This is a genomic window from Tardiphaga sp. vice154 (assembly GCF_007018645.1).
GTDB lineage: Bacteria > Pseudomonadota > Alphaproteobacteria > Rhizobiales > Xanthobacteraceae > Tardiphaga.
Genome location: NZ_CP041399.1, coordinates 2,413,316 through 2,435,569, shown reverse-complemented (window position 1 = coordinate 2,435,569; position 22,254 = coordinate 2,413,316). Strand labels below are relative to the sequence as shown.

Annotated in this window: 19 protein-coding genes; 14 read left to right on the top strand and 5 right to left on the bottom strand. The window is 63.1% G+C overall.

Annotated features, from left to right (window positions below; all coding sequences use genetic code 11):
- Positions 1-175: 175 nt before the first annotated feature.
- Genes FIU28_RS11315 through FIU28_RS11305 form a run of 3 tightly spaced genes read right to left on the bottom strand, consistent with a single transcriptional unit; the run spans position 176 to position 2,680 of the window.
- A complete protein-coding gene (locus FIU28_RS11315; RefSeq protein ID WP_143573064.1) occupies positions 176-985 on the bottom strand; it encodes an SDR family NAD(P)-dependent oxidoreductase in 810 nt (269 codons plus the stop codon).
- A 44-nt stretch (positions 986-1,029) separates the two neighbouring features.
- Positions 1,030-1,818 (bottom strand): enoyl-CoA hydratase-related protein, encoded by a 789-nt coding sequence (locus FIU28_RS11310; RefSeq protein ID WP_143573063.1) that lies wholly within the window; start codon positions 1,816-1,818, stop codon positions 1,030-1,032.
- Between the two features lies 1 nt (position 1,819).
- Complete coding sequence (locus FIU28_RS11305) at positions 1,820-2,680, bottom strand: alpha/beta fold hydrolase (RefSeq protein ID WP_143573062.1); 861 nt, start codon at positions 2,678-2,680, stop codon at positions 1,820-1,822.
- A 193-nt stretch (positions 2,681-2,873) separates the two neighbouring features.
- Here FIU28_RS11305 and FIU28_RS11300 point away from each other — a divergent pair, with 193 nt between their 5' ends.
- Genes FIU28_RS11300 through FIU28_RS11290 form a run of 3 tightly spaced genes read left to right on the top strand, consistent with a single transcriptional unit; the run spans position 2,874 to position 5,423 of the window.
- The gene (locus FIU28_RS11300; protein WP_143573061.1) at positions 2,874-3,851 is read left to right on the top strand and encodes an ABC transporter substrate-binding protein; all 978 of its coding nucleotides are present in this window, start codon (positions 2,874-2,876) and stop codon (positions 3,849-3,851) included.
- Entirely contained in the window at positions 3,841-4,641 is an 801-nt protein-coding gene (locus FIU28_RS11295; protein WP_143573060.1) for an ABC transporter permease, read from the top strand. The genes FIU28_RS11300 and FIU28_RS11295 overlap by 11 nt, the downstream gene beginning before the upstream one ends.
- The gene (locus tag FIU28_RS11290; RefSeq protein ID WP_143573059.1) at positions 4,638-5,423 is read left to right on the top strand and encodes an ABC transporter ATP-binding protein; all 786 of its coding nucleotides are present in this window, start codon (positions 4,638-4,640) and stop codon (positions 5,421-5,423) included. Before FIU28_RS11295 ends, FIU28_RS11290 begins: the two co-directional genes overlap by 4 nt.
- A 196-nt stretch (positions 5,424-5,619) precedes the next feature.
- Here FIU28_RS11290 and FIU28_RS11285 read toward each other — a convergent pair whose 3' ends face one another.
- Entirely contained in the window at positions 5,620-6,471 is an 852-nt protein-coding gene (locus FIU28_RS11285) for a cyclase family protein (RefSeq protein WP_168202919.1), read from the bottom strand.
- A gap of 267 nt (positions 6,472-6,738) precedes the next feature.
- Here FIU28_RS11285 and pncB point away from each other — a divergent pair, with 267 nt between their 5' ends.
- Positions 6,739-8,037 carry a nicotinate phosphoribosyltransferase gene (gene pncB, locus FIU28_RS11280; RefSeq protein ID WP_143573057.1) on the top strand — a complete coding sequence of 433 codons (1,299 nt, stop codon included), beginning with the start codon at positions 6,739-6,741 and terminating at the stop codon, positions 8,035-8,037.
- Positions 8,038-8,247: 210 nt separating this feature from the next.
- On the opposite strand, the gene FIU28_RS11275 is transcribed toward pncB, so the two are convergent.
- Positions 8,248-10,410 carry an acetate--CoA ligase family protein gene (locus FIU28_RS11275; protein WP_143573056.1) on the bottom strand — a complete coding sequence of 721 codons (2,163 nt, stop codon included), beginning with the start codon at positions 10,408-10,410 and terminating at the stop codon, positions 8,248-8,250.
- A 199-nt stretch (positions 10,411-10,609) separates the two neighbouring features.
- On the opposite strand from FIU28_RS11275, the gene FIU28_RS11270 reads away from it, so the two are divergent.
- From FIU28_RS11270 to FIU28_RS11230, 10 genes are all read left to right on the top strand, one after another.
- Positions 10,610-11,365 carry a GntR family transcriptional regulator gene (locus tag FIU28_RS11270; RefSeq protein ID WP_143573055.1) on the top strand — a complete coding sequence of 252 codons (756 nt, stop codon included), beginning with the start codon at positions 10,610-10,612 and terminating at the stop codon, positions 11,363-11,365.
- Positions 11,366-11,456: 91 nt separating this feature from the next.
- Complete coding sequence (gene oxc, locus FIU28_RS11265) at positions 11,457-13,193, top strand: oxalyl-CoA decarboxylase (RefSeq protein WP_143573054.1); 1,737 nt, start codon at positions 11,457-11,459, stop codon at positions 13,191-13,193.
- A gap of 80 nt (positions 13,194-13,273) precedes the next feature.
- The gene (frc, locus tag FIU28_RS11260; protein ID WP_143573053.1) at positions 13,274-14,551 is read left to right on the top strand and encodes a formyl-CoA transferase; all 1,278 of its coding nucleotides are present in this window, start codon (positions 13,274-13,276) and stop codon (positions 14,549-14,551) included.
- Positions 14,552-14,942: 391 nt separating this feature from the next.
- On the top strand, positions 14,943-15,080 hold the full coding sequence (locus FIU28_RS26400) for a hypothetical protein (RefSeq protein WP_168202918.1): 138 nt from the start codon (positions 14,943-14,945) through the stop codon (positions 15,078-15,080).
- 464 nt (positions 15,081-15,544) lie between these two features.
- The gene (locus tag FIU28_RS11255) at positions 15,545-16,555 is read left to right on the top strand and encodes a Bug family tripartite tricarboxylate transporter substrate binding protein (protein ID WP_143573052.1); all 1,011 of its coding nucleotides are present in this window, start codon (positions 15,545-15,547) and stop codon (positions 16,553-16,555) included.
- 100 nt (positions 16,556-16,655) lie between these two features.
- Positions 16,656-17,153, top strand: coding sequence for a tripartite tricarboxylate transporter TctB family protein (locus tag FIU28_RS11250; protein WP_143573051.1), 498 nt, complete (start codon positions 16,656-16,658; stop codon positions 17,151-17,153).
- Between the two features lie 39 nt (positions 17,154-17,192).
- Entirely contained in the window at positions 17,193-18,704 is a 1,512-nt protein-coding gene (locus tag FIU28_RS11245; RefSeq protein WP_143573050.1) for a tripartite tricarboxylate transporter permease, read from the top strand.
- A gap of 202 nt (positions 18,705-18,906) precedes the next feature.
- Positions 18,907-20,193, top strand: a complete 1,287-nt coding sequence (gene oxlT, locus FIU28_RS11240) for an oxalate/formate MFS antiporter (RefSeq protein ID WP_143573049.1) — start codon at positions 18,907-18,909, stop codon at positions 20,191-20,193.
- A gap of 369 nt (positions 20,194-20,562) precedes the next feature.
- Positions 20,563-20,994 (top strand): CBS domain-containing protein, encoded by a 432-nt coding sequence (locus FIU28_RS11235; protein WP_143573048.1) that lies wholly within the window; start codon positions 20,563-20,565, stop codon positions 20,992-20,994.
- A gap of 264 nt (positions 20,995-21,258) precedes the next feature.
- A complete protein-coding gene (locus tag FIU28_RS11230; protein WP_143573047.1) occupies positions 21,259-22,254 on the top strand; it encodes an NAD(P)H-dependent flavin oxidoreductase in 996 nt (331 codons plus the stop codon).

The following is a 22,254-nucleotide window of genomic DNA, read 5'->3' as shown; positions in this document are numbered from 1 at the left end:
TCGGCTCTTCCCTCTCCCCTTGTGGGAGAGGGTGGCCGCGCGCAGCGTGGACGGGTGAGGGGTGCCACAAACGCTGTCGCCTCGTCACCCCTCATCCGTCACGGCCTTCGGCCGTGCCACCTTCTCCCACAAGGGGAGAAGGAAGAACGACCGCGTCATTGTAGATGCGTGAAGACTACCGGTCGCGGAAGCGGTCCATCAGGGCCTTGTCCTGGCCGCCATCGATCTCGATCATCGTGCCGTTGGCCATCTGCACCAGCGGCGACGCCAGCATGACGACGAGGTTGGCGACTTCCTCCACTTCAGCGATGCGGCCGAGCGGAATCGAGGCCGGCGCCAGCTTGTCGGCTTCCTCATAGGAGATGCCCATGTCGCGCGACATCGCGCCGACCAGACCCGCCCAGCGCTCGGTGCGCACCGGACCGGGATTGACCGCGCAGAACGAGATGTTGTGGCGGCCGTACTGGCCGGCGAGCGACAGCGTCATGTTCTGGCCGGCGGCGTTGGCGGCACCCGGGGCGATTTCCCAGTAGGACGGCTTGACGCCGTCATTGCCGATCAGGTTAACGACGCGACCGCCGCCCTGCTTGACCATGATCGGCAGCGCGTAGCGCAGGCAGCGCACATAGCCCATGAATTTGAGCTGCATCGCCTGCTCCCAGTCTGCCTCGGTCAGCGTCTCGATGACGCCGCCCGGGGCGGAGCCGGCATTATTGATCATCAGATCCAGGCTGCCGAGCTCCTTGGCGGCCTTCTCGACAAAGTTCTTGGCTTCCGCGTCCTTGGTGAGATCCGCGGTGATCGCGACGACCGTGACGCCGTAGGCGTTGCGGATTTCCTCGGCGGTTTTTTCCAGCGGCTCCAGGCGGCGCGCGCAGATCGCGACGTTGACGCCCTCCTTCGCCAGCGTCATGGCGATCGCCCGGCCGATGCCCTCGCTGCCGCCGGTGACGAGAGCGCATTTGCCTTTGAGTTGCAGATCCATCTGGAGCTCCTTGTGTTGCAGGATAAAAGAAAGAGATCGGGTGATTAGCTCCCGGTGAATACCGGGGGTCGTTTTTCGGCAAAGGCCTTGCGGCCTTCGGCGTAGTCGGCGCTGGCATCGGCCGCGGCATAGAATGCCTCCGCCTGCGCCAAGAGATCGGCGTTGTCGGTCGTGATGGCGGAGATCGCCGCCTTTGCCGCCTTGATGGTCAGCGGCGCATTGCCGGCGATCTGTTTCGCCAGCGCCATCGCGCGCGCCTCCACCTCGCTGGCCGGCGCGATCAGATGCACGGCGCCGAGCGCGAAAGCGCGCGTCGCCGGCAGCCGGTCGGCAGTGAACAGCACCTGCCTTGTCGCGCCCGCGCCGAACACGCGGATGAAGCGCACGATGCCGCGCGGATCGTAGCCAAGCCCGAGTTTTGCCGCGGGCACCGCGAAGAAGGCATCGTCGGCAGCGACGCGAAGATCGCAGCTTGCCGCGACAGAAGACCCTGCCCCCATGCAGCCGCCAAAAATCAGTCCGATGGTCGGCTGCGGGATCGCCTCGATCGCCCGGCAGGTGTTTTCTACCAGATCGTCATAGGCCCGCGCCTGCCCCTCGCCCGAGCGCGCGGTGGCAAAGTCCGAAATGTCGGCGCCCGCGGAAAACATCTGCTCGCCGCCGCCGCGGATGATGACGACGCGCACGTCCTTTCGCGTCGGCACCTCGGCGGCGAAGGCCGCGAGCTTGTGCCACATCACGGTCGACATCGCGTTGCGCCGCGCCGGATTGGCGAGCCACAGCGTTGCGATACCGTCCGCTATATCGATCTGGATATCGCCGGGCGTTTTCATCTCAGGCCTGCTTGCGGTGCGACATCCAGGTGCCCGCCGCGGATGCGGCGAACAGCTCGGCAAGCGCCGCGTTGAACGCCGCCGGCTCTTCCGAGGTGATGGTGTGGCCGGAGCGCGGGATCACCAGCAGCCCTGCGGTCGGCACCGCGCGCTTCAGGAAGACCGAGGGATCAAGGCACCAGTCGTCCTCGTCACCGACGATGATCAATAGCGGCACCGAGAACGCCTTCAGTTGCGCCTCCATTTCCCACAGCATCGGTCGCTTGGCCTGCAGCTCGCGCATGGTGAGCGCGTGGCCGACGGGTGAATGGTCCGCCAGCATTTTTGCGAATTCGGCGAAGCCGCGCGGGTCCTTGTTCTTCTGCGTCTGCCTAGTTGCGCCATCGGCGTAGCGCGCCGCCGCGGTCGGGAAGTCCACCGTCTCGAACATTTTTGCGGTCTCGCGCGACGCGGCGCGGCCCTGCTCGACGAATACCGGATCGGGGCTCGAGCCATAGCCGCAGCTCGCCGCCGTCACCGATAGGCAGCGCTCGGGATAGTTGATGCCGACATGCAGCGCGGTGGAGGCGCCCATCGAGTGGCCGACGATGTGGGCCTTGTCGATACCGAGCGCATCGAGAATGGCGATGATATCATCGCGCGCGATATCCTGGCCGTAGCGCGAAGGGTCCGTCGGCACGTCCGACGGCAGATAGCCGCGCTGGCTCAGCGTGATGCAGCGATGCGAGCGCGTGAAGTAACGCATCTGCGGCTCCCAGGTGCGGTAATCTCCGGCATATTCATGCACGAAAACCACGGGACTCCCGAACCCCGCCTCTTCATAATAAAGCTGCGTTCCGTCGGGCGTCGTCACATGCGGCATGCAAGCCTCCTGCGCTCGAGCACATTTCGTTTGTGCACATACGAAAGCTAGAGCGGTTATTTGTTTGCTGCAAGAGAATTTAGTGAGTTATGTTTTGGCATATCGCTTGCTTGCAAACGAATATCGCCGCACCGTTTGATGCCTGAAAAGACTGTCTGCGCTGCACCGCAACGTTGCCTGAGGAGAAGTGCCGATGACTATTGTAACACGCCGTGCATTTACATTGGGCAGCGCATTGGCGCTCGCAGGCACTGCGCTCGCGACCCCGTCGCTGGCGCAGGCCAGGCCCAAAATAAAGGTCGGCAGCCTGACCCTGCCGGTGTTCGCGCCGATCATCATCAACATCATGAAGGCGAAAGGTTTTGACGCCAAGAACGGCTTCGACGCTGACGTCACGGTCTATCCAGGCTTCGCGGCCTATTATGCCGGCCTTGCCACCGGCGAAGTCGATACGCTGATCGGCGGACCCACCTATTTCCAGAAGCTGCGCCTCGAAGGCGTGCCGCTGCAGATCATCGCCACCGGCGCCACCTTGGCCGACCTCGTCATCATCACCAAGGACCCGGCGATCAAGGGCATCAGCAATCTCAAGGGCAAGCAGCTCGCCGCCGACATGGGCAGCGGCCAGTTCCAGATCCTCTCGATCATCGCGAAATCGCAGAAGATCGACATGGCCAAGGACATCACGGTGGTGAACGCCAATTTCGCGATCGCCCGCGCGCAGCTCGCTGCCGGCCGCGTCGAGGCCGCGATGATCATCGAGCCGATCGCTACCATGATGATCAAGGAAGACCCGTCGCTGAATATCATCTTTAATGCCAACGACGAATGGAAGACGCTGACGGGCTTTCCCGGCTGGGAGCTGGTCTATGCGATGCGCGAGGACGCCATCAAGAAAACGGCAGCCGCGCCAAAAATGTTTCTGGCAGCACTGGAAGACGTCAGCAAATTCCTGGTCAGCGATCCCGACGCCTGCGACAAGATTGCGACCGAGACCGTCAAGCTGCCGCCCGGCATCCTGAAGGAAGCCGTGCTCGCCAAACGCTGGGAGTTCGACGCCAAGCCCGCCTGGGGCGCCGAGCGCAAGGGCATCTGGGACACGTTCGAGCGTGCGGTCGCCGCCGGCTTCCATCCAAAACTGCCGGACGAAGCGATCATCTATGCCCCCTGATGACGTGCATGCCGACACGCCGTTCGAGGAGCCGCGTCGTTCGCTGATCTCCTCCAGCCTGCCCCGTGAGGCGATCGGGTCGATCGCCATCTTCCTGTGCCTGTGGCAGGCGATGTCGTATCTGGCGCCGACCCTGGGCATTCCCGCGTTCGCGATTCCCGGCCTCGGCCGGATCGCGCAGAGCCTGACCAAGATCACCTTTGTCGATGTCGCGGTGACGCTGGCCCGCGTGCTCGGCGCGCTGCTGCTGTCCTTCGTCATCGGGCTGGCTTTCGCCATCGTGATGTATCTCTCCGAGACTCTGGAGAAATATCTGCGGCCGATGGTGCGCGTGCTGATGGCGGTGCCGGTGGTGTCGTGGATTCTGTTTGCGGTGCTGTGGTTCAAGGGCGTCGAATTCCGCATCGCCTTCGTGCTGATCGTGGTCTGCGCGCCGGTGTTCACGGTGGACGCGCTCGACAATATGCGCGAGGTCTCGAAAGAGCTGCGGCAGATGATCCGGTCGTTTCGTCCGACGCCGCTGCAGTTTTTCCGCAAGCTGATGTTGCCGGCGATCACGCCGGGCCTGATCACCTCCTGGAAGATCACGCTCAGCCTCGCCATCCGCGTGGTGACGATCGCCGAACTGGTCGGCGCCGTCACCGGCATCGGCCATCAATTGTCAGTGGCGCAGGAGCTGTTTTCGGTGGCGGATGTATTCGCCTGGACTCTGGTGCTGGTGGTGCTGCTGTTCATTCTGGAAGCCCTGCTGGTCCGGCTCGAGACCCGCGTGCTGCGGTGGCGGGCATGACCGGCGCGTCGGCGGCGATCGAAATCGCCAACTTACGAAAAGTGTTTTGCCAGACCACCTCCGGGCAATCGGTGGTGGCGATCAACAAATTGACGCTGCGCATCGAGCCCGGCGAGATGGTCGCCATCGTCGGCCAGACCGGCTGCGGCAAGTCTACGCTGTTCGATCTGCTGATCGGACTGGAGTACCCGACCGAAGGCAGTATCAGCATCGGCGGCAAGACGCCCTATGACGACTTCAACGCATTCCGCGGCAAGATCGCGACCATCTTCCAGCAGGACAGGCTGTTTCCGTGGCGTTCCGCGCTCGACAATGTGAAACTGCCGCTCGAACTGATCGGCGTCGGTGAGGACGAGCAGGAAACGCGCGCGATGGACTGGCTGCGCCGGCTCGGGCTGGAGAAGTTTTCCAACGCCTACCCGCGCGAATTGTCCGGCGGCATGCGCCAGCGCGTCGCGATCGCGCGCGCCTTTGCCGTGCAGCCGGAGATCCTGCTGGCGGATGAATCGTTCAGCGCGCTGGATGAAGTCACGGCTGGCGAGCTGCGCAAAACCTTCGTGGCCTTGGCGCGGGAGTTCAACTCGACCGCGATCCTGATCACGCATCAGCTCGAAGAAGCCATGAGCGTCGGCGATCGCATCATCGTGTTCGGTAAATCGGCGGCGTTGCTGGCCGACGTCCGCGTCGCCGACTGGACGGAGGCGGATTATCCGCTGCTGCGCGCCGCGATCCAGAACACGCTGCAGGCGAATGCGATGGATGCAAGGTTGGCGCGAAGCTAGCGAAAAGCGCTGATCTTTTGCCCTCTCCCCTTGTGGGAGAGGGTGGATCGAACGCGAAGCGTTCGAGACGGGTGAGGGGGCGCCACGAACTCTGTCGCCAAGAAGCCCCCTCATCCGACCGCGCTACGCGCGGCCACCTTCTCTCACCTAGCGAAGCTTCGCTCCGCGCGGGGGAGAAGGAAGAAGCGCGCGGCTTCTACCTCTCCATGATCGCCTTGGCGGCATTGCCGAATGCTTCGACACTCGCATCGCCGGTATCCGTGAAGCACAAAATCCGGCACGGGCAGGATTCCAGCCCGTCATAGCGCCACGGAAACGCGCCGATCAGGCAGCGCTGGTTGAGCATCAGCTCGATATCGCCGCCGATATTCTCGGCATGTAGCAGGCCTTCCTGGAAGGCGTAGTTGTGGAACGGGAACATGTCGGCGGTGACGTGGCGGCCGGACAATTTATGCTTGTATTCGAAGCTGCCGAAGAACTCCGCTGGCGTCTTGCCATGGCGGCGGGTGAATTCCGCGGCGATGTCCGGCCGCATGTTGCGGATCGAGGTGTTCATGGAATGGTCGCAGGAGCCGGTGTCCATGCCGAACCACTTTATCTTTTTCTCGAGCATCCAGTGCAGGGTGTCGAGGTTAGGACCCGGATGATAGCAGAAGTACTTCACCAGATCCTGCTGCGGCTGGCCCTCATAATGCTTGTGCCAGCCGGTGTGCAAAATCAGGATGTCGCCCTCGCGGATGTCGGCGCCGGATTTCTCGATCATCTCCGGCGTGATCACCGACCAGTCATCGACCTGGTCCGAGATATCGACCACCACGCCCTTGTTGAACAAATAGTCCAGCGGCAGGGACGCCATGTCGCCCTTGCGGCCGTCGGTGGCGTGCATCGCGCCGTCGAAATGCGTGCCGGCATGCAGAGCGGTTTCGATCCGCTGCGCCACGATCATCTGGGTCTGAAGGTTTTGCGCATAATACATCTTGTTGCCGGCGTAGCCGACCCAGCCCGGCGTATGGATGTTCATGACATGCGAGAGATCGATGACTTTCATGGACGCTTCCCTGATCGGTGATAGCCGCGGATTTCTATAAAATGCAAACAATTTTAAGCACATTCAACTGGCCGGCAGCAAGGCCAGACGGCGGCAGGCGGTCCGGCCTTGCGCCGGGACGGCGGTCGTGCCGCACACCCGTTTTATTGACATCGCCAAACCCGCCGGATACCTCCCTTGCGTGGATCTGCCGTTACGGCGCCACCGCTGCGGAACCGCCGCGTCGATTGTGCCGGTCGCCGGCACCTCATCAGGATTGGCGTCGCCATGATGGATTTCGCCACCCGGGTCCACAATCACAATTACCGGCTCGATCCGATTATCCGGTCATTGCTGGATACCGACTTCTACAAATTCCTGATGCACCAGTTCATCTGGATGCTCTACGCCGACGTGCCGGTCACCTTCAGCCTCATCAACCGCACCAAAAAGGTCCGGCTGGCGCAGATCATTCCCGAGGCCGTGCTGCGTGCCCAGCTCGACCATGCGCGCACACTGCGATTTCGCGAGAACGAGCTGATCTGGCTGGCCGGCAACCGCTTCTACGGCCGCCGCGACATTTTCCGTCCCGAATATATCGAATATCTGCGCAGCTTCCGGTTGCCCGACTACCAGCTCGACACCATCGATGGCCAATATGTGCTGACCTTCGAGGGCCCGTGGGCCGAGGTCACGATGTGGGAAATTCATGCGCTGGCCATCGTTAGCGAGCTGCGCACCCGCAGCGCGATGTCGACGCTCGACAAGTTCGAGCTCGACATCCTCTACGCGCAGGCCAAGACCAAGATCTGGGGCAAGATCCAGCGCCTGCAGGCGCACCCCGACCTGCGGCTCGCGGAATTCGGCACCCGCCGCCGCCACAGCTACCTGTGGCAGGAATGGGTCACCGACGTGATGGCCAACGAGCTCGGCCGCACCTTCGTCGGCACCTCCAATGCCCTGCTCGCTTTCAAACATTCGTTCGAGGCGATCGGCACCAATTCGCACGAATTGCCGATGGTAGCGGCCTGCCTTGCGGACAGCGACGCGGATCTCAAACGCGCGCAATATGACGTGCTGGCGAAATGGCAGGAGGTCTATGACGGCGAGCTCCTGATTATCCTGCCCGACACTTTCGGCATGACGCAGTTCTTGCGCGACGCGCCGGAATGGGCCGGGCACTGGACCGGCATGCGGATGGACAGCAAGGAGCCGGTCGCCGCCGGCGAGGAGATCATCGCCTGGTATGCGTCGCGCGGCGAGGATCCGCGCAAGAAGCGCGCGATGTTCTCCGACGGGCTGGAGGTCGATTCGATGATCGACCTGCACCAGAAATTCCGCGGCCGGATCCGCGAAAGCTTCGGCTGGGGCACCATGGCCACCAACGACTTCCGCGGCGCCCACCCGCGCGGGCTGGACACGCTCGACCCGATCAGCCTGGTCTGCAAGGTGACCTCGGCGAACGGGCGTGCGGCGGTGAAGCTGTCGGACAACCCGGCGAAGACCACGGGCAGCCCCGCCGAGATCGAACGCTACACGCGGATCTTCGGCGAAGAGGGGTTTGCCAAGCAGGCGGTGGTGGTGTGATGTTCGTCATTCCGGGATGCCCATCAGCCGGCGTAGCCGGATGATGGGCATCCCGGAATCCCGAAATGTTTTGAACACGTCGGGATTCCGGGTTCGCTCGCGGCTGGCGCCCCTCGCGCCCCGGAATGACATGATAGTCTAAGAAGACGAAAAAAACGCCGCCCGGTTTCCCGGACGGCGTTTCCTTCGATTCGATGAAGTCAGCGTCGCTTACAGCAGACCCGCGCCGCGCGCCCACTTGTACTTGGCGCCCAGCACTTCCACCGGCAGTTCGGTCGAGTACGCATAGGCCGGGATGCCGTTCTGATAGAGATATTCCGCGGCCTCCTCGACCTCAACGTCGCCGGCGAGCGAGGCGACCATCGGCTTCTCGATGCCCAGCTTCTTCATCTCGTTCTTGATCTCGACCATGTTGCGCGCAAACACCATCGGCGGGGTGACGATGGTGTGCCAGTAGCCGAGGATCAGCGAATGCACGCGCTCATCCGTGAGGCCGAGCTTGACCGTGTTGACATAGGTGATCGGCGGCTCGCCGCCGGTGATGTCCACCGGGTTTCCAGCCGCGCCGAACGGCGGGATGAATTTGCGGAATGCGGCGTCGAGATCCGGCGGCATCGCCATCAGACCCATGCCGTTGTCCACCACCGCATCCGACAGCAGCACGCCCGAACCACCGGCGCCGGTGATGATCAGCACGTTCTCACCCTTCGGTGTCGGCAGCACCGGAATACCCCGGGCGAATTCGAGCAACTGCCGCAGCGAGCGGGCGCGGATCACGCCGGACTGCTTCAGCACGTCCTCGTAGATCTTGTCGTTGCCGGCCAGCGCGCCGGTATGCGACGACGCCGCCTTGGCGCCGGCCGAGGTGCGGCCCGCCTTCAGCACCACCACCGGCTTGATTTTTGAGACGCGCTTGGCCGCTTCGGCAAAGGCGCGACCGTCTTTCAAGTCTTCACAGTGTTGCGCGATGATCGTGGTGTTGGGGTCCTGCTCGAAGAACGCCAGCAGATCATCCTCGTCGATGTCGCTCTTGTTGCCGAGGCCGACGATCGCCGAGACGCCCATCTTGGCCGAGCGCGAGAAGCCGATGATCGCCATGCCGATGCCGCCGGACTGCGACGACAGCGCCGCCGAGCCCTTGACGTCATAGGCGGTGCAGAACGTCGCGCAGAGGTTCGCGGGGGTGTAGTAGAAGCCGTAGATGTTCGGCCCCATCAGGCGGACGTCGTACTTCTTGCCGATCTCGACGATCTCTTCCTGCAACTCGGGCTCGTTGGCTTCGGCAAAGCCCGACGGGATCAGCACGGCACCGGGAATTTTCTTCTCGCCGCATTCGATCAAGGCGCCGGCGACGAACTTCGCGGGGATCGCGAACACCGCGGTGTCGATCACGCCCGGAACGTCCTTGACGCTCTTGTAGGCCTTGCGGCCCATGATCTCGGTGGCCTTCGGGTGGATCGGATAGATCTCGCCCTTGTAGCCGCCGTTGATGAGGTTCTTCATCACCGAATTGCCGATCTTGCCGTCCTCGGCGGAGGCGCCGATCACGGCGACCGCCTGCGGCATCATGATGCGCTTCATCGCGGTGACGATTTCGGCGTTGGAGCGCGGCGCCGGGCGCGGTCTGTAGTCGAAGTCGACGACGATGCGGACGTCGGCGGCGATCGCATCCTTCTTGGTGGCGAACACCGGGTTGAGATCGAGCTCGACCATTTCCGGGAAGTCGGAGACCAGTTCGGAAACTTTTACGATGATGTCGGCCAGCGCCTCGCGGTTGGCGGGGTCGCCGCCGCGCACGCCCTTCAGCATCTCTGCGGCCTGGATGCCGTCGAGCATCGACATCGCATCGTCGTTGGTGGCGGGCGCAAGGCGGAAGGTGACGTCCTTCAAAACTTCGACCAGCACGCCGCCGAGGCCGAAGGCGACCAGCTTGCCGAACGAGCCGTCGGTGATCGAACCGATGATCACCTCGGTGCCGCCCATCAGCATCTGCTGCACCTGCACGCCTTCGATCTTGGCGTCGGCCTTGTACTTTTTGGCGTTGGCGAGAATCGTGTCGTAGGCCTTCAGCGCCTCTTCGGCGGTCTTGACGCCGACGATCACGCCGCCGGCTTCGGTCTTGTGCAGGATGTCCGGCGAGACGATCTTCATCACCACCGGGAAGCCCATGCTGCCGGCCAGCTTGGCGGCGTCGGCGGCCGAGGTGGCCACGCCTTCGCCGGGCACCGGAATGCCATAGGCGTCGCAGACCAGCTTGCCTTCCGGCGCGGTCAGGCTGGTGCGGCCGTCGGCCTTCACCGCATCGAGAACTTTGCGAACGGTGTCTTTCGCGGACGGCTGGGCAACCTGCTTGGCGAGATTCGTGGGGGACATGAGCTTCCTCTCCTTGACGACGTCTGTTTCGGATGCGACGTGGTTGATGGCATTTGGTATGCCAGAGAAAGCAAAGTCAAGCGCGTGTGCACTGCAAAAATGCGGCAATCGTAGTCAGCTTGACACCGTGGTATTTGGTATGCCAAAAATCTGGTACTAATTATTCTGTTATACGAACATCTCCCAATGGAGATGATTCATGCCCGCTCGAAAACCAATCAAGGCGCGGACGACGATGGCTGAGGCAGATATTGCGATCGTTCGGATCGCCCCGGAGACCAGCTTCAAGAACAAGGCCTATGATGCCTTGAAAGAAGCCATTCTCAAAATGGATATCTACACTTCGCCGGATCCGGTGATGCTCGACGAGCGCGCGCTGTCGGAACGTCTCGGCGTCAGCCGCACGCCGATCCGCGAAGCCATCGCGATGCTGGAACAGGACGGCTTCGTCAAGACGATGCCCCGCCGCGGCATCGTGGTGGTCCGTCGCACCAAGGTCGAGATCGTCGACATGATCCGCGCCTGGGCCGCACTCGAGAGCATGGCGGCACGCCTCATCACCACGACGGCGCGCAAGAAGGACATCTCGGCGCTGCGCGACTTCTTCAAGGATTTCGGCCCCGACCGGCTGCCGCAGGATCACGTCGAGGAATATTCCAAGGCCAATATCGCCTTCCACCAGGCGCTGATCTCGCTCAGCGAATCGCCGGTGCTGGTCGACATGACCAACGACATCCTGCTGCATGTCCGCGGCTACCGGCAGCTCACGATCGGCCGCACCGACCGCACCGAAGTATCCCTGCCCGAGCATCTGGCGATCATCGAGGCGCTCGAGGAGCGCAACACCGAACTCGCCGAAAAGCGCGCGCGCGATCACACGCTGGGGCTTGCCGCCTATGTCGAGGCGCACGGCCAGGAGCTGTTCACCAAGCCTGCCGAAATCAAGGCGTCCTGATTTCCGGTTTCATGCGAGAAGCCGCCCGACTCCATCGCAACATGCAAACAACAACAATGTCACTTCAAGAAAAGAACAGGGAGAACGCGGAATGACCGCTCTGGCACAGAACATCGCTGCAGTCGAAGCCGAGCCGGAACTGACGGATGGCTTTCATCTGATCATCGACGCGCTCAAGCTGAACGGCCTCAACACGATCTACGGCGTGCCTGGCATTCCGATCACCGACTTCGGCCGCATGGCGCAGGCCGAGGGCATCCGCGTGCTCTCCTTCCGCCACGAACAGGCCGCGGGCTACGCCGCCTCGATCGCCGGCTACCTCACCAAGAAGCCCGGCGTCTGCCTCACCGTGTCGGCCCCCGGCTTCCTCAACGGTCTGACCGCTTTGGCGCATGCCACCACCAACTGCTTCCCGATGATCCTGATCTCCGGTTCTTCCGAGCGCGAGATCGTCGACCTGCAGCAGGGCGACTATGAGGAGATGGACCAGCTCGCGATCGCCAAGCCGCTGTGCAAGGCTGCGTTCCGCGTGCTGCACGCCGCCGACATCGGCATTGGCGTGGCGCGCGCGATCCGCGCTGCGGTGTCCGGCCGCCCCGGCGGCGTCTATCTCGATCTGCCCGCCAAGCTGTTCGGCCAGGTGATCGACGCCGCGGCCGGCGAGAATTCGCTGGTCAAGGTGATCGACGCGGCGCCTGCGCAGATCCCCGGCCCGGACTCGATCAAGCGCGCGCTCGACGTGCTGAAATCGGCGAAGAAGCCACTGATCATTCTCGGCAAGGGTGCGGCCTACGCGCAGGCCGACGACGCCATCAAGGCGCTGGTCGAGACCTCCGGCATTCCGTTCCTGCCGATGAGCATGGCCAAGGGCCTGTTGCCCGACACCCATCCGCAGTGCGCGGGCGCGGCACGCTCCACCGTGCTGAAAGACTCCGACGTCGTGATGCTGATCGGCGCGCGGCTCAACTGGCTTTTGTCGCACGGCAAGGGCAAGAGCTGGGGCGATAGCCCGAAGAAGTTCATCCAGATCGACATCGAGCCGAAGGAAATGGATTCCAACGTCGAGATCGTCGCGCCCGTCGTCGGCGATATCGGCTCCTGCGTCGCCGCTTTGCTCGACGGCATCGGTAAGGGCTGGACCAAGCCGGCGGCCGACTGGACATCAGCGATCACCAAGAAGCGCGACGACAACATCGCCAAGATGGCGCCGCGGCTGATGAACAACAACTCGCCGATGGACTATCACGGCGCGCTGGGCGTGCTGCGCACCATCATCGCCGAACGCCCCGACGCCATGCTGGTCAACGAAGGCGCCAACACCCTCGACCTCGCCCGCGGCATCGTCGACATGTACAAGCCGCGCAAGCGCATCGACGTCGGCACTTGGGGCATCATGGGCATCGGCATGGGCTATTGCATCGCCGCCGCGATCGAAACCGGCAAGCCGGTGCTGGCGATCGAGGGCGACTCGGCGTTCGGCTTCTCCGGCATGGAGGTCGAAACGATCTGCCGCTACAATTTGCCGGTCTGCATCGTCGTGTTCAACAATGACGGCATCTATCGCGGCACCGACGTCAATCCGACCGGCGGCGACGATGTGGCTCCCACCGTGTTCGTCAAGGGTGCGCGCTACGACAAGATGATGGAAGCCTTCGGCGGCATCGGCGTCAACGTGACCTCGCCGGACGAGTTGAAGCGCGCCGTCAACGAAGCCATGGATTGCGGCAAGCCGACGCTGATCAACGCGGTGATCGATCCCGCGGCCGGCAGCGAGTCGGGCCGCATCGGCAATCTCAATCCGCAGAGCCTGCTCAAGAAGAAGAAATAACTTCCACGGACCGACGGGGTCGCAAGGCCCCGTCCCTTTCAATCCGCGCAAGCGGCACACCACGATACGGGAGCAAGACCATGACCCAGGCGCTAAAGGGCGTTCGCATTCTCGACTTCACCCACGTCCAGTCCGGACCGACCTGCACGCAGTTACTGGCGTGGTTCGGCGCCGACGTCATCAAGGTCGAGCGACCGGGCGTTGGCGACATCACGCGCGGCCAGTTGCAGGACGTCCCCAACGTCGACAGCCTGTATTTCACCATGCTGAACCACAACAAGCGCTCGATCACGCTGGACACCAAGAACCCGAAGGGCAAGGAAGTCCTGACCGCGCTGATCAAGAACTGCGACGTGCTGGTGGAGAACTTCGGCCCCGGCGTGCTCGACCGCATGGGCTTCCCGTTCGAGAAGATCCAGGCGATCAACCCGAAGATGATCGTCGCCTCGATCAAGGGCTTCGGCCCCGGTCCCTATGAGGACTGCAAGGTGTACGAGAACGTCGCGCAGTGCACCGGCGGTGCGGCCTCGACCACCGGCTTCCGCGACGGTCTCCCCCTCGTCACCGGCGCGCAGATCGGCGACTCGGGTACCGGCCTGCACCTCGCGCTCGGCATCGTCACCGCGCTGTACCAGCGCACCGTGACGGGCCGCGGCCAGAAGGTCACCGCCGCGATGCAGGACGGCGTGCTGAACCTGTCGCGCGTCAAGCTGCGCGACCAGCAGCGCCTCGCGCATGGCCCGCTGAAGGAATACAGCCAGTTCGGCGAAGGCATTCCGTTCGGCGATGCCGTGCCGCGCGCCGGCAATGATTCCGGCGGCGGTCAGCCCGGCCGCATCCTGAAGTGCAAGGGATGGCAGACCGATCCCAACGCCTACATCTACTTCATCGCGCAGGCGCCAGTGTGGGAGAAGATCTGCGACGTCATCAACGAGCCGGAGTGGAAGACCAATCCGGAATACACCAAGCCGGCGGCGCGCCTGAAGCACCTCAATTCGATCTTCGCCCGCATCGAAGAATGGACGATGACCAAGACCAAGTTCGAGGCGATGGAAATCCTCAACAAGGACGACATCCCGTGCGGCCCGATCCTGTCGATGAAGGAACTGGCCGAAGACCAGTCGCTGCGCGCGACCGGCACCGTGGTCGAGGTCGACCATCCAGAACGCGGCAAGTACCTGTCGGTCGGCAACCCGATCAAGATGTCGGATAGCCCGACTGTGGTGGAACGTTCGCCGCTGCTCGGCGAGCACACCGACGAGATCCTGCGCCAGGTGCTCGGCTTCAGCGACCACCAGGTCGCCGAGATCCACGACTCCGGCGCGCTCGATCCGCCGCGCAAGGTGGCCGCGGAGTAAGCGGCGGGGCTGACACTCCGTTGAAGACCAGAGGCCGCCTCCGGGCGGCCTTTTTGCGTCAGCCGCTCTACCCCCTCGATCGACATTGCGAGGAGCCCTTGCGACGAAGCAATCCAACTCTTTCCGCGCTCGCGGCATCTGCATTGCCGCGTCGCGGAGCCTGTCATCGGGCCGGCGAAGCCGGACCCGGTGGCTCCTCGCAATGACGGCGGGTAGTCACGTTCAGCAGCGAACAAAATGGAACTTTGATAAGGAAAACGTATCGATCGATTTTGCACTGCAAAATCATCTTCGCTGCCATGCAAACAAAGCCCTATTCGCTGGCATCTGGTATACGTAGATTAGCCCTCAGACGACCACGGCGCCCCGGCGCCAAACCTGAGGGATGACCATGTCCAACACTGCTTCGCTCGGCTTCACGCCGTCCACCTCGCTGTTCGGCCGCCTGATGGCGCAGATCGACCGGCTCTTGATGACCAGCGCTCGTATTTCGGCCCGCAACGGCGACCTGCCCCGCTTCGGTCTCTGACCCCCGATTTTTGGCCGGCGCGCTGGCGCGCCGCCGCTACGTTTCCTCCCAGACTGGCCCCGGATTTCCGGGGCCTTTTTTTTGCGTGCGCGTGGCGCTGCCATCGACTGCGACATTTCAGCCCGCGGCCGGATTGGCACCGGGTAATCTCTTGCAGGGTGGCATATCGCATACCAAACTGGCCGAAAGGTAATGCTTCGCGCTTAGATAGAAAGCATGCCGGGGAGGAGAATGGCCGACCGCCCTGACAGGGCCGAGGCCGCAATTGCCATGATGCATGCACCCGCCCTCACATTTTCGCCGATCGGCCAAACAACCAGCTTGTCGGCTCGCCGGCCCCGCGCCACGCAGACGTGTGGCGCCCTCTGGCGACCATCCGAACCTTTGAAGGAATGCCGCCGCTCGGTCACACCGATTGAAAGTCGACGCACGATCGACGCGATCAAAACGAATGGGAGAGAAACATGAAGCTTTATGCCTCTTGTCTAGCAGTTGGCGCGGTGGCGACATGTGTCGCGGCCCTGATCACCCCGGCCCAAGCGGCCTGGGAGCCGATGCGCCCGGTGGAATTCATCATCCCGGCCGGCACCGGCGGCGGCGCCGACCAGATGGCTCGCACCATTCAGGGCATCGTCACCAAGCATAATCTGATGAAGCAGCCGCTGGTGGTGATAAACAAGTCCGGCGGCGCCGGCGGCGAAGGCTTCCTCGACGTCAAGACCGCCAACAACAACCCGCACAAGATCATCATCACGCTGTCGAACCTGTTCACGACGCCGCTGGCCACCGGCATTCCCTTCAACTGGAAGGATCTTACCCCGGTCGCGATGCTGGCACTCGACGAGTTCGTGCTCTGGGTCAATGCCGAAAAGCCCTACAAGGACGTCAAGGAATTCGTCGCCGCGGTGAAGGCCGCGCCGGCAGGCACCATCAAGATGGGCGGCACCGGCTCCAAGCAGGAAGACCAGATCATCACCGTCGCGCTGGAGAAGGCCGTGGGCAGCAAGCTGACCTACATCCCCTACAAGGGCGGCGGCGAGGTCGCGGTGCAGCTGGTCGGCAACCACGTTGACGCCACCGTCAACAACCCGATCGAGGCGGTGGCGCAGTGGCGCGGCGGCAAGGTGCGGCCGCTCTGCGTGTTCGACGAGAAGCCGATGGATTATTCCGAACCGGTCGCCGACGGCAAGACCTGGAAGGACATCCCGACCTGCAAGTCGCAGGGCCTCGACATCGAATATGTCATGCTGCGCGGCATCTTCATGTCGCCCAAGGCCACCAAGGACCAGGTCGCCTATTACGTCGACCTGTTCCAGAAGGTGCGCGCCACGCCGGAGTGGCAGGACCTGATGAAGAACGGCGCCTTCAATACCACCTTCATGACCGGCGGCGATTACACCGAATGGGTCGAGAAGGAAGAGAAGCGCCACGAGACTTTGATGAAGGAAGCCGGCTTCCTCGCCCAGAGCAACTGACGGCGCGTCGCTGACAATCGACGGACATCTCCCCGGGCCTGCAAGTGCCAGGCCCGGGGCGCCCTGTGATCGCATCCAATCTCGTCCATCAGGAGCTCTCATGACAGCGCGTCCCTCCCGCCATGCGGGCCCTTCTCACAAGGCTGTGGAGTCCGGCGTCACGCTGACGATTGGCCTGCTCGGCGCCGTCGTCGTCTATGGCAGCATCAAGGCCGGCATTGGCTGGGGTGCGGAAGGCCCGCGCGCCGGCTTCTTCCCGTTCTATGTCGGGCTATTCATCATCGTCTCCAGCGCGGTCAATCTATGGCACACGATCCGCGACGACGACGGCGCGCTGTTCGCCGAATGGGGCCAGTTGCGCCAGGTGTTCAGCGTCATGATCCCGACCGCGATCTATGTCGCGGTGCTGCCCTATAGCGGCCTGTACCTCGCCTCCATGGTGTTCATCGCCGGGTTCATGCGCTGGCTCGGCAAGTATCAATGGCCCGCCATCGCCGCGATCGCGCTCGGCATGCCGATCGTGACCTATCTGATCTTCGAACGCTGGTTCCTGGTGCCGTTGCCGAAGGGGCCGATCGAACACTGGATCGGCCTGTAACCGTCGCAATCGTCAGAAGAATTCCGGGGAATTTTCGACATGGAAGAAATCGCCAATCTGTTTGCCGGCTTTGCCGTCGCCTTGCAGCCCTTCAATATCGCAGTGATGATCCTCGGCATCGTGCTCGGCGTGGTCATCGGCGTGTTGCCCGGCCTCGGCGGCGCCAACGGCGTGGCGATCCTGCTGCCGCTGACCTTCAGCATGCCGCCGACCTCCGCCATCATCATGCTGTCATGTATCTACTGGGGCGCCCTGTTCGGCGGCGCAATCACCTCGATCCTGTTCAACATCCCCGGCGAACCGTGGTCGGTCGCGACCACCTTCGACGGCTATCCGATGGCGCAGCAGGGCAAGGCCGCCGAAGCCCTCACCGCCGCCTTCACCTCGTCCTTCGTCGGCGCGCTGTTCGCCGTCATCATGATCACGCTGGTCGCGCCGCTGGTGGCGAGCTTCGCCCTGCAATTCGGGCCGGCGGAAAAATTCGCGGTATATTTTCTGGCCTTCTGCAGTTTCGTAGGCTTGAGTAAGGAGCCGCCGTTCAAGACCATCGCCGCGATGATGATCGGCTTTGCGCTGGCCGCCGTCGGCCTCGATTCCATCACCGGCCAGTTGCGCCTGACCTTCGGCTTCACCGAAATGCTGAACGGGTTCGACTTCCTGATCGCCGTGATCGGCCTGTTCGGCTTGGGCGAAATCTTCCTGACGATGGAGGAAGGCCTCAACTTCAAGGGCGGCAAGGCCAAGATCGATTTGCGCGTCGTGCTGAAAACCTGGAAGTCGCTGCCGCGCTACTGGATGACCTCGTTGCGTTCCTGCGTGATCGGCTGCTGGATGGGCATCACGCCGGCCGGCGCCACGCCCGCGTCGTTCATGAGCTACGGCATCGCCAAGCGCGTCTCCAAGCAGGGCAAGAACTTTGGCAAGGGCGAAATCGAAGGCGTGATAGCGCCGGAAACCGCCGCGCACGCGGCCGGCACCGCGGCGCTGCTGCCGATGCTGTCGCTGGGTGTCCCCGGCTCGCCGACCGCCGCGGTGCTGCTCGGCGGGTTGCTGATCTGGGGCCTGCAGCCCGGCCCCATGCTGTTCGTCGAACAGAAGGAGTTCGTCTGGGGCCTGATCGCCTCGATGTATCTCGGCAACCTCGTCGGCCTAATCGTGGTGCTGACCTGCGTGCCGCTGTTCGCCGCCATCCTGCGGGTGCCGTTCAGCATTATCGCGCCGCTCATCCTCGTGCTGTGTGCGATCGGCGCCTATTCCGTGCACAACTCGACCTTCGACGTGGTGATGATGCTGGTGTTCGGCGTGGTCGGCTACGCGCTGAAGAAGTGCAATTACCCGCTTGCGCCGCTGGTGCTGGCGATCGTGCTCGGCGACAAGGCGGAGGAAGCGTTCCGCCAGTCGCTGCTGGGGTCGCAGGGGTCGCTCGGGATCTTCTTCTCCAACGGGCTGGTCAGCACGATCATGATCCTGGGACTCATTGCACTGTTCTGGTCGGTGATCTCGAATGGCATCGCCCGCCTGAGGCCGGCGCAGCCGCAGGCCGCGCAATAGGCTTCCCAAACCGTTCTTTGCTACTTAACAAGCGACAGGCCGGCGGCCACCACCGCCGGCTTTGTCGTTTGTGTTGCAGCACAGCAATGCGAAATTTACTGCGACAAACCGTCAAAATACTGCTTGTGCACTGGCATATCATATACCAAACTGCCGGGAGTAGAGCGCTACAAAAAACAGAATGGCGCCTCGGGAGAAACTAATGACGGATGCAGTTCACGGAGTTACTCCAGCGACCGCGCGGGTCAGTGATGCGTATCGCTGGACACAATTGGCCATCGGCGTCGGCGCGATGGTGATGATTGCGAACTATCAATACGGCTGGACGTTTTTCGTCCCCGACATCCAGAAAAAATTCGGCTGGGACCGCGCCTCGATCCAGTGGGCGTTCACCCTGTTCGTGCTGTTCGAAACCTGGCTGGTCCCGATCGAGGGCTGGTTCGTCGACAAATACGGCCCGCGGCTCGTCGTGCTGATCGGCGGAATCCTGTGCGGCATCGGCTGGGCGATCAACGCGCAGGCCGAGACGCTGAACGGCTTCTATCTCGGCATGATCGTCGCAGGCATCGGGGCCGGCGGCGTCTACGGCACCTGCGTCGGCAACGCGCTGAAGTGGTTTCCCGACAAGCGCGGCCTCGCCTCCGGCATCACCGCCGCCGGCTTCGGCGCCGGCTCCGCACTGACCGTGGCGCCGATCCAGGCGATGATCGCCGGCTCCGGCTTCCAGACCGCGTTCCTGTATTTCGGTCTCGGCCAGGGCATCGTGATCGTCATCCTCGCGTTCTTCCTGTATGCGCCGAAGGCCGGCCAGACGCCGCCCGTGACGGTGAATCCCAACGTCATCCAGACCCGCCGCAACTACACGCCGACCGAAGTGATCCGCCATCCGATCTTCTGGCTGATGTATTTCATGTTCGTCATCGTCGGCGCCGGCGGCTTGATGATCACAGCCAACCTGAAGCCGATCGCGGCTGACTGGAAAATCGACAACGTTTCGGTGACGATCATGGCCATCACGATGACGGCCGTGACCTTCGCGGCTACCATCGACCGCGTGCTCAACGGCCTGACCCGGCCGTTCTTCGGCTGGATCTCGGACAAGATCGGGCGCGAGAACACCATGTTCATCGCCTTCGGCATGGAAGGTGCCGGCATTTACGCGCTCTACGTCTGGGGCCACGATCCGCTGTGGTTCGTGCTGCTGTCGGGCTTCGTGTTCTTTGCCTGGGGAGAGATCTATTCGCTGTTCCCCTCGACCTGCACCGACACCTTCGGCTCGAAGTTCGCCACCACCAATGCCGGCCTGCTCTACACCGCGAAGGGCACCGCGGCGCTGCTGGTGCCGGTTGCGAACTACATGCAGCAGTCGTCGAACTCCTGGGACAACGTGTTCCTGATCGCCGCCGGCGCCAACATCCTGGCCTCGCTGCTCGCACTGTTCGTGCTCAAGCCGTGGCGCAAGGTCGTCGTCGCGAGAGCGCAGGCGTAACGACTGCCACGACACACCGGCAAAAGCGCCCGTTCTCCGGAACGGGCGTTTTTTTGTGCTCTGGTTGCTTCCGCGATTCCGCTGTTCGCAGTGACGCTCCCAACTCTCCCGTGTCGTCCTCGCGAAAGCGGGGACGACACGGGAAGTCCAAGCGTCACTTCTGGCATGCCAGATAATGGGAATGCCGACTCACTGTCCAACGAGCTATGCAAACCCGTTAAGTCACGGTGATCACGTCAGTAATCCTGTCCTTTAAACCGCCCTACCTCGCAGAAGCTCCGCAACATTCCCGTTGACAACTGGCATTACGTATACCAACCTGAGCAGACAAGATTGGTCCCATACCAACTCATTCTCAGGGAGGCTGCCATGAACGTCGGAGATATTCTGCGCACGAAGAGTACCCGCCTCGCCACCGTCCGCATGAATGAGACGGTCGCGATCGCCGCCCAATTGCTGCGCACCGGCAATATCAGCGCGCTGGTCGTCAAGGACGTCTGCCGCACCGAAGGCAATACGGCCGTCGGCATGTTTTCCGAACGTGACGTGGTACGCGCGGTCGCCGAGCATGGCGCGGCCGGTCTCAATCTCAAGGTCGCCAACCTGATCTCGGTGCAGCAGCTGATATCCTGCCGCTCCGCCGACACGCTCGAGCACGTCCGGCACTTGATGAACGTCAACCACATCCGCCACGTCCCGGTGATCGACGACTACACGCTGATCGGCGTCATCAGTATCCGCGATATATCGACGGCGCTGGAGCATGACAGCGTGGAAGCGAAGCACGCCGCAGTGGCGTAGCCCCTCTCACTGTCGTTCCGGGGCGCGAGCGCATCAACGCGAGCGAACCCGGAACCTCGACATGAGACGATGAACATTTCGGGATTCCGGGCCTGCGCCATCCGGCTGCGCCGTCTGCCGCATCCCGGAATGACAGCCTAGGGCAACCGCCATTCACGCATGGCGCACCGCCTGCCCTCCCGATGGACATTCGCGTGCCGCGGCGGCATCCTCTCCCCAAAGAACAACGTGCGCCTCCGGCGCCGGAAAATTGGGGGAGACACCATGATCAGGACCCGCTTTACCGACCTCGTCGGCGTCGAACATCCGATCGTGCAGGGCGGCATGCAGTGGGTCGGGCGCGCCGAACTGGTCGCCGCCGTCGCCAATGCCGGCGCGCTCGGCATGATCACCGCGCTGACCCAGCCGACGCCGGAAGACCTGACGAAGGAAATCGCGCGCTGCCGCGACCTCACCGACAAGCCCTTTGGCGTCAACCTCACCATCCTGCCCTCGATCAAGCCGCCGCCCTATGCGGAATATCGCGCCGCGATCATCGAGAGCGGCATCAGGATCGTCGAGACCGCCGGCAACAAGCCGCAGGAACACGTCACCGAGTTCAAGAAGCACGACGTCATCGTCATCCACAAATGCACCAGCGTGCGCCACGCGCTGTCGGCCGAGCGGATGGGCGTCGATGCAATCTCGATCGACGGCTTCGAATGCGCCGGCCATCCCGGCGAGGACGACACGCCGGGCCTGATCCTGATCCCGGCCGCCGCCGACAGGATCAAGATTCCGATGATCGCCTCCGGCGGGTTCGGCGATGGCCGCGGCCTCGTCGCAGCGCTCGCGCTAGGGGCCGAGGGCATCAACATGGGCACCCGCTTCATGTGCACCAGGGAGAGCCCGATCCACCAGGCGGTGAAGGAGCGCATCGTCGCCAATGACGAGCGCGAGACCGATCTGATCTTCCGCACCATGCGCAACACCTCGCGCGTCGCCAGGAACGCGGTGAGCCAGCAGGTGGTGGCGCTGGAAAAACAGGGCGCCACCTTCGAGCAGGTCCGCGACCTCGTCGCCGGCTCGCGCGGCAAGCAGGTCTACGCCACCGGCGACGCCGAGGACGGCATCTGGTCCGCTGGCCAGGTGCAGGGGCTGATCCACGATATTCCCACCTGCGGCGAACTGGTGTCGCGCATCATCCGTGATGCCGAGGCCATCATCCGCTCGCGGCTGGAAGCCATGCTGTCCGGCGCGCAGCGCCAGGCCGCCGAATAA

Bases quoted from the DNA above. Each gene is read 5' to 3' on its own strand.
- FIU28_RS11315 (WP_143573064.1), bottom strand. From the start codon at position 985: ATGGATCTGCAACTCAAAGGCAAATGCGCTCTCGTCACCGGCGGCAGC.
- FIU28_RS11310 (WP_143573063.1), bottom strand. From the start codon at position 1,818: ATGAAAACGCCCGGCGATATCCAGATCGATATAGCGGACGGTATCGCA.
- FIU28_RS11305 (WP_143573062.1), bottom strand. From the start codon at position 2,680: ATGCCGCATGTGACGACGCCCGACGGAACGCAGCTTTATTATGAAGAG.
- FIU28_RS11300 (WP_143573061.1), top strand. From the start codon at position 2,874: ATGACTATTGTAACACGCCGTGCATTTACATTGGGCAGCGCATTGGCG.
- FIU28_RS11295 (WP_143573060.1), top strand. From the start codon at position 3,841: ATGCCCCCTGATGACGTGCATGCCGACACGCCGTTCGAGGAGCCGCGT.
- FIU28_RS11290 (WP_143573059.1), top strand. From the start codon at position 4,638: ATGACCGGCGCGTCGGCGGCGATCGAAATCGCCAACTTACGAAAAGTG.
- FIU28_RS11285 (WP_168202919.1), bottom strand. From the start codon at position 6,471: ATGAAAGTCATCGATCTCTCGCATGTCATGAACATCCATACGCCGGGC.
- pncB (WP_143573057.1), top strand. From the start codon at position 6,739: ATGATGGATTTCGCCACCCGGGTCCACAATCACAATTACCGGCTCGAT.
- FIU28_RS11275 (WP_143573056.1), bottom strand. From the start codon at position 10,410: ATGTCCCCCACGAATCTCGCCAAGCAGGTTGCCCAGCCGTCCGCGAAA.
- FIU28_RS11270 (WP_143573055.1), top strand. From the start codon at position 10,610: ATGCCCGCTCGAAAACCAATCAAGGCGCGGACGACGATGGCTGAGGCA.
- oxc (WP_143573054.1), top strand. From the start codon at position 11,457: ATGACCGCTCTGGCACAGAACATCGCTGCAGTCGAAGCCGAGCCGGAA.
- frc (WP_143573053.1), top strand. From the start codon at position 13,274: ATGACCCAGGCGCTAAAGGGCGTTCGCATTCTCGACTTCACCCACGTC.
- FIU28_RS26400 (WP_168202918.1), top strand. From the start codon at position 14,943: ATGTCCAACACTGCTTCGCTCGGCTTCACGCCGTCCACCTCGCTGTTC.
- FIU28_RS11255 (WP_143573052.1), top strand. From the start codon at position 15,545: ATGAAGCTTTATGCCTCTTGTCTAGCAGTTGGCGCGGTGGCGACATGT.
- FIU28_RS11250 (WP_143573051.1), top strand. From the start codon at position 16,656: ATGACAGCGCGTCCCTCCCGCCATGCGGGCCCTTCTCACAAGGCTGTG.
- FIU28_RS11245 (WP_143573050.1), top strand. From the start codon at position 17,193: ATGGAAGAAATCGCCAATCTGTTTGCCGGCTTTGCCGTCGCCTTGCAG.
- oxlT (WP_143573049.1), top strand. From the start codon at position 18,907: ATGACGGATGCAGTTCACGGAGTTACTCCAGCGACCGCGCGGGTCAGT.
- FIU28_RS11235 (WP_143573048.1), top strand. From the start codon at position 20,563: ATGAACGTCGGAGATATTCTGCGCACGAAGAGTACCCGCCTCGCCACC.
- FIU28_RS11230 (WP_143573047.1), top strand. From the start codon at position 21,259: ATGATCAGGACCCGCTTTACCGACCTCGTCGGCGTCGAACATCCGATC.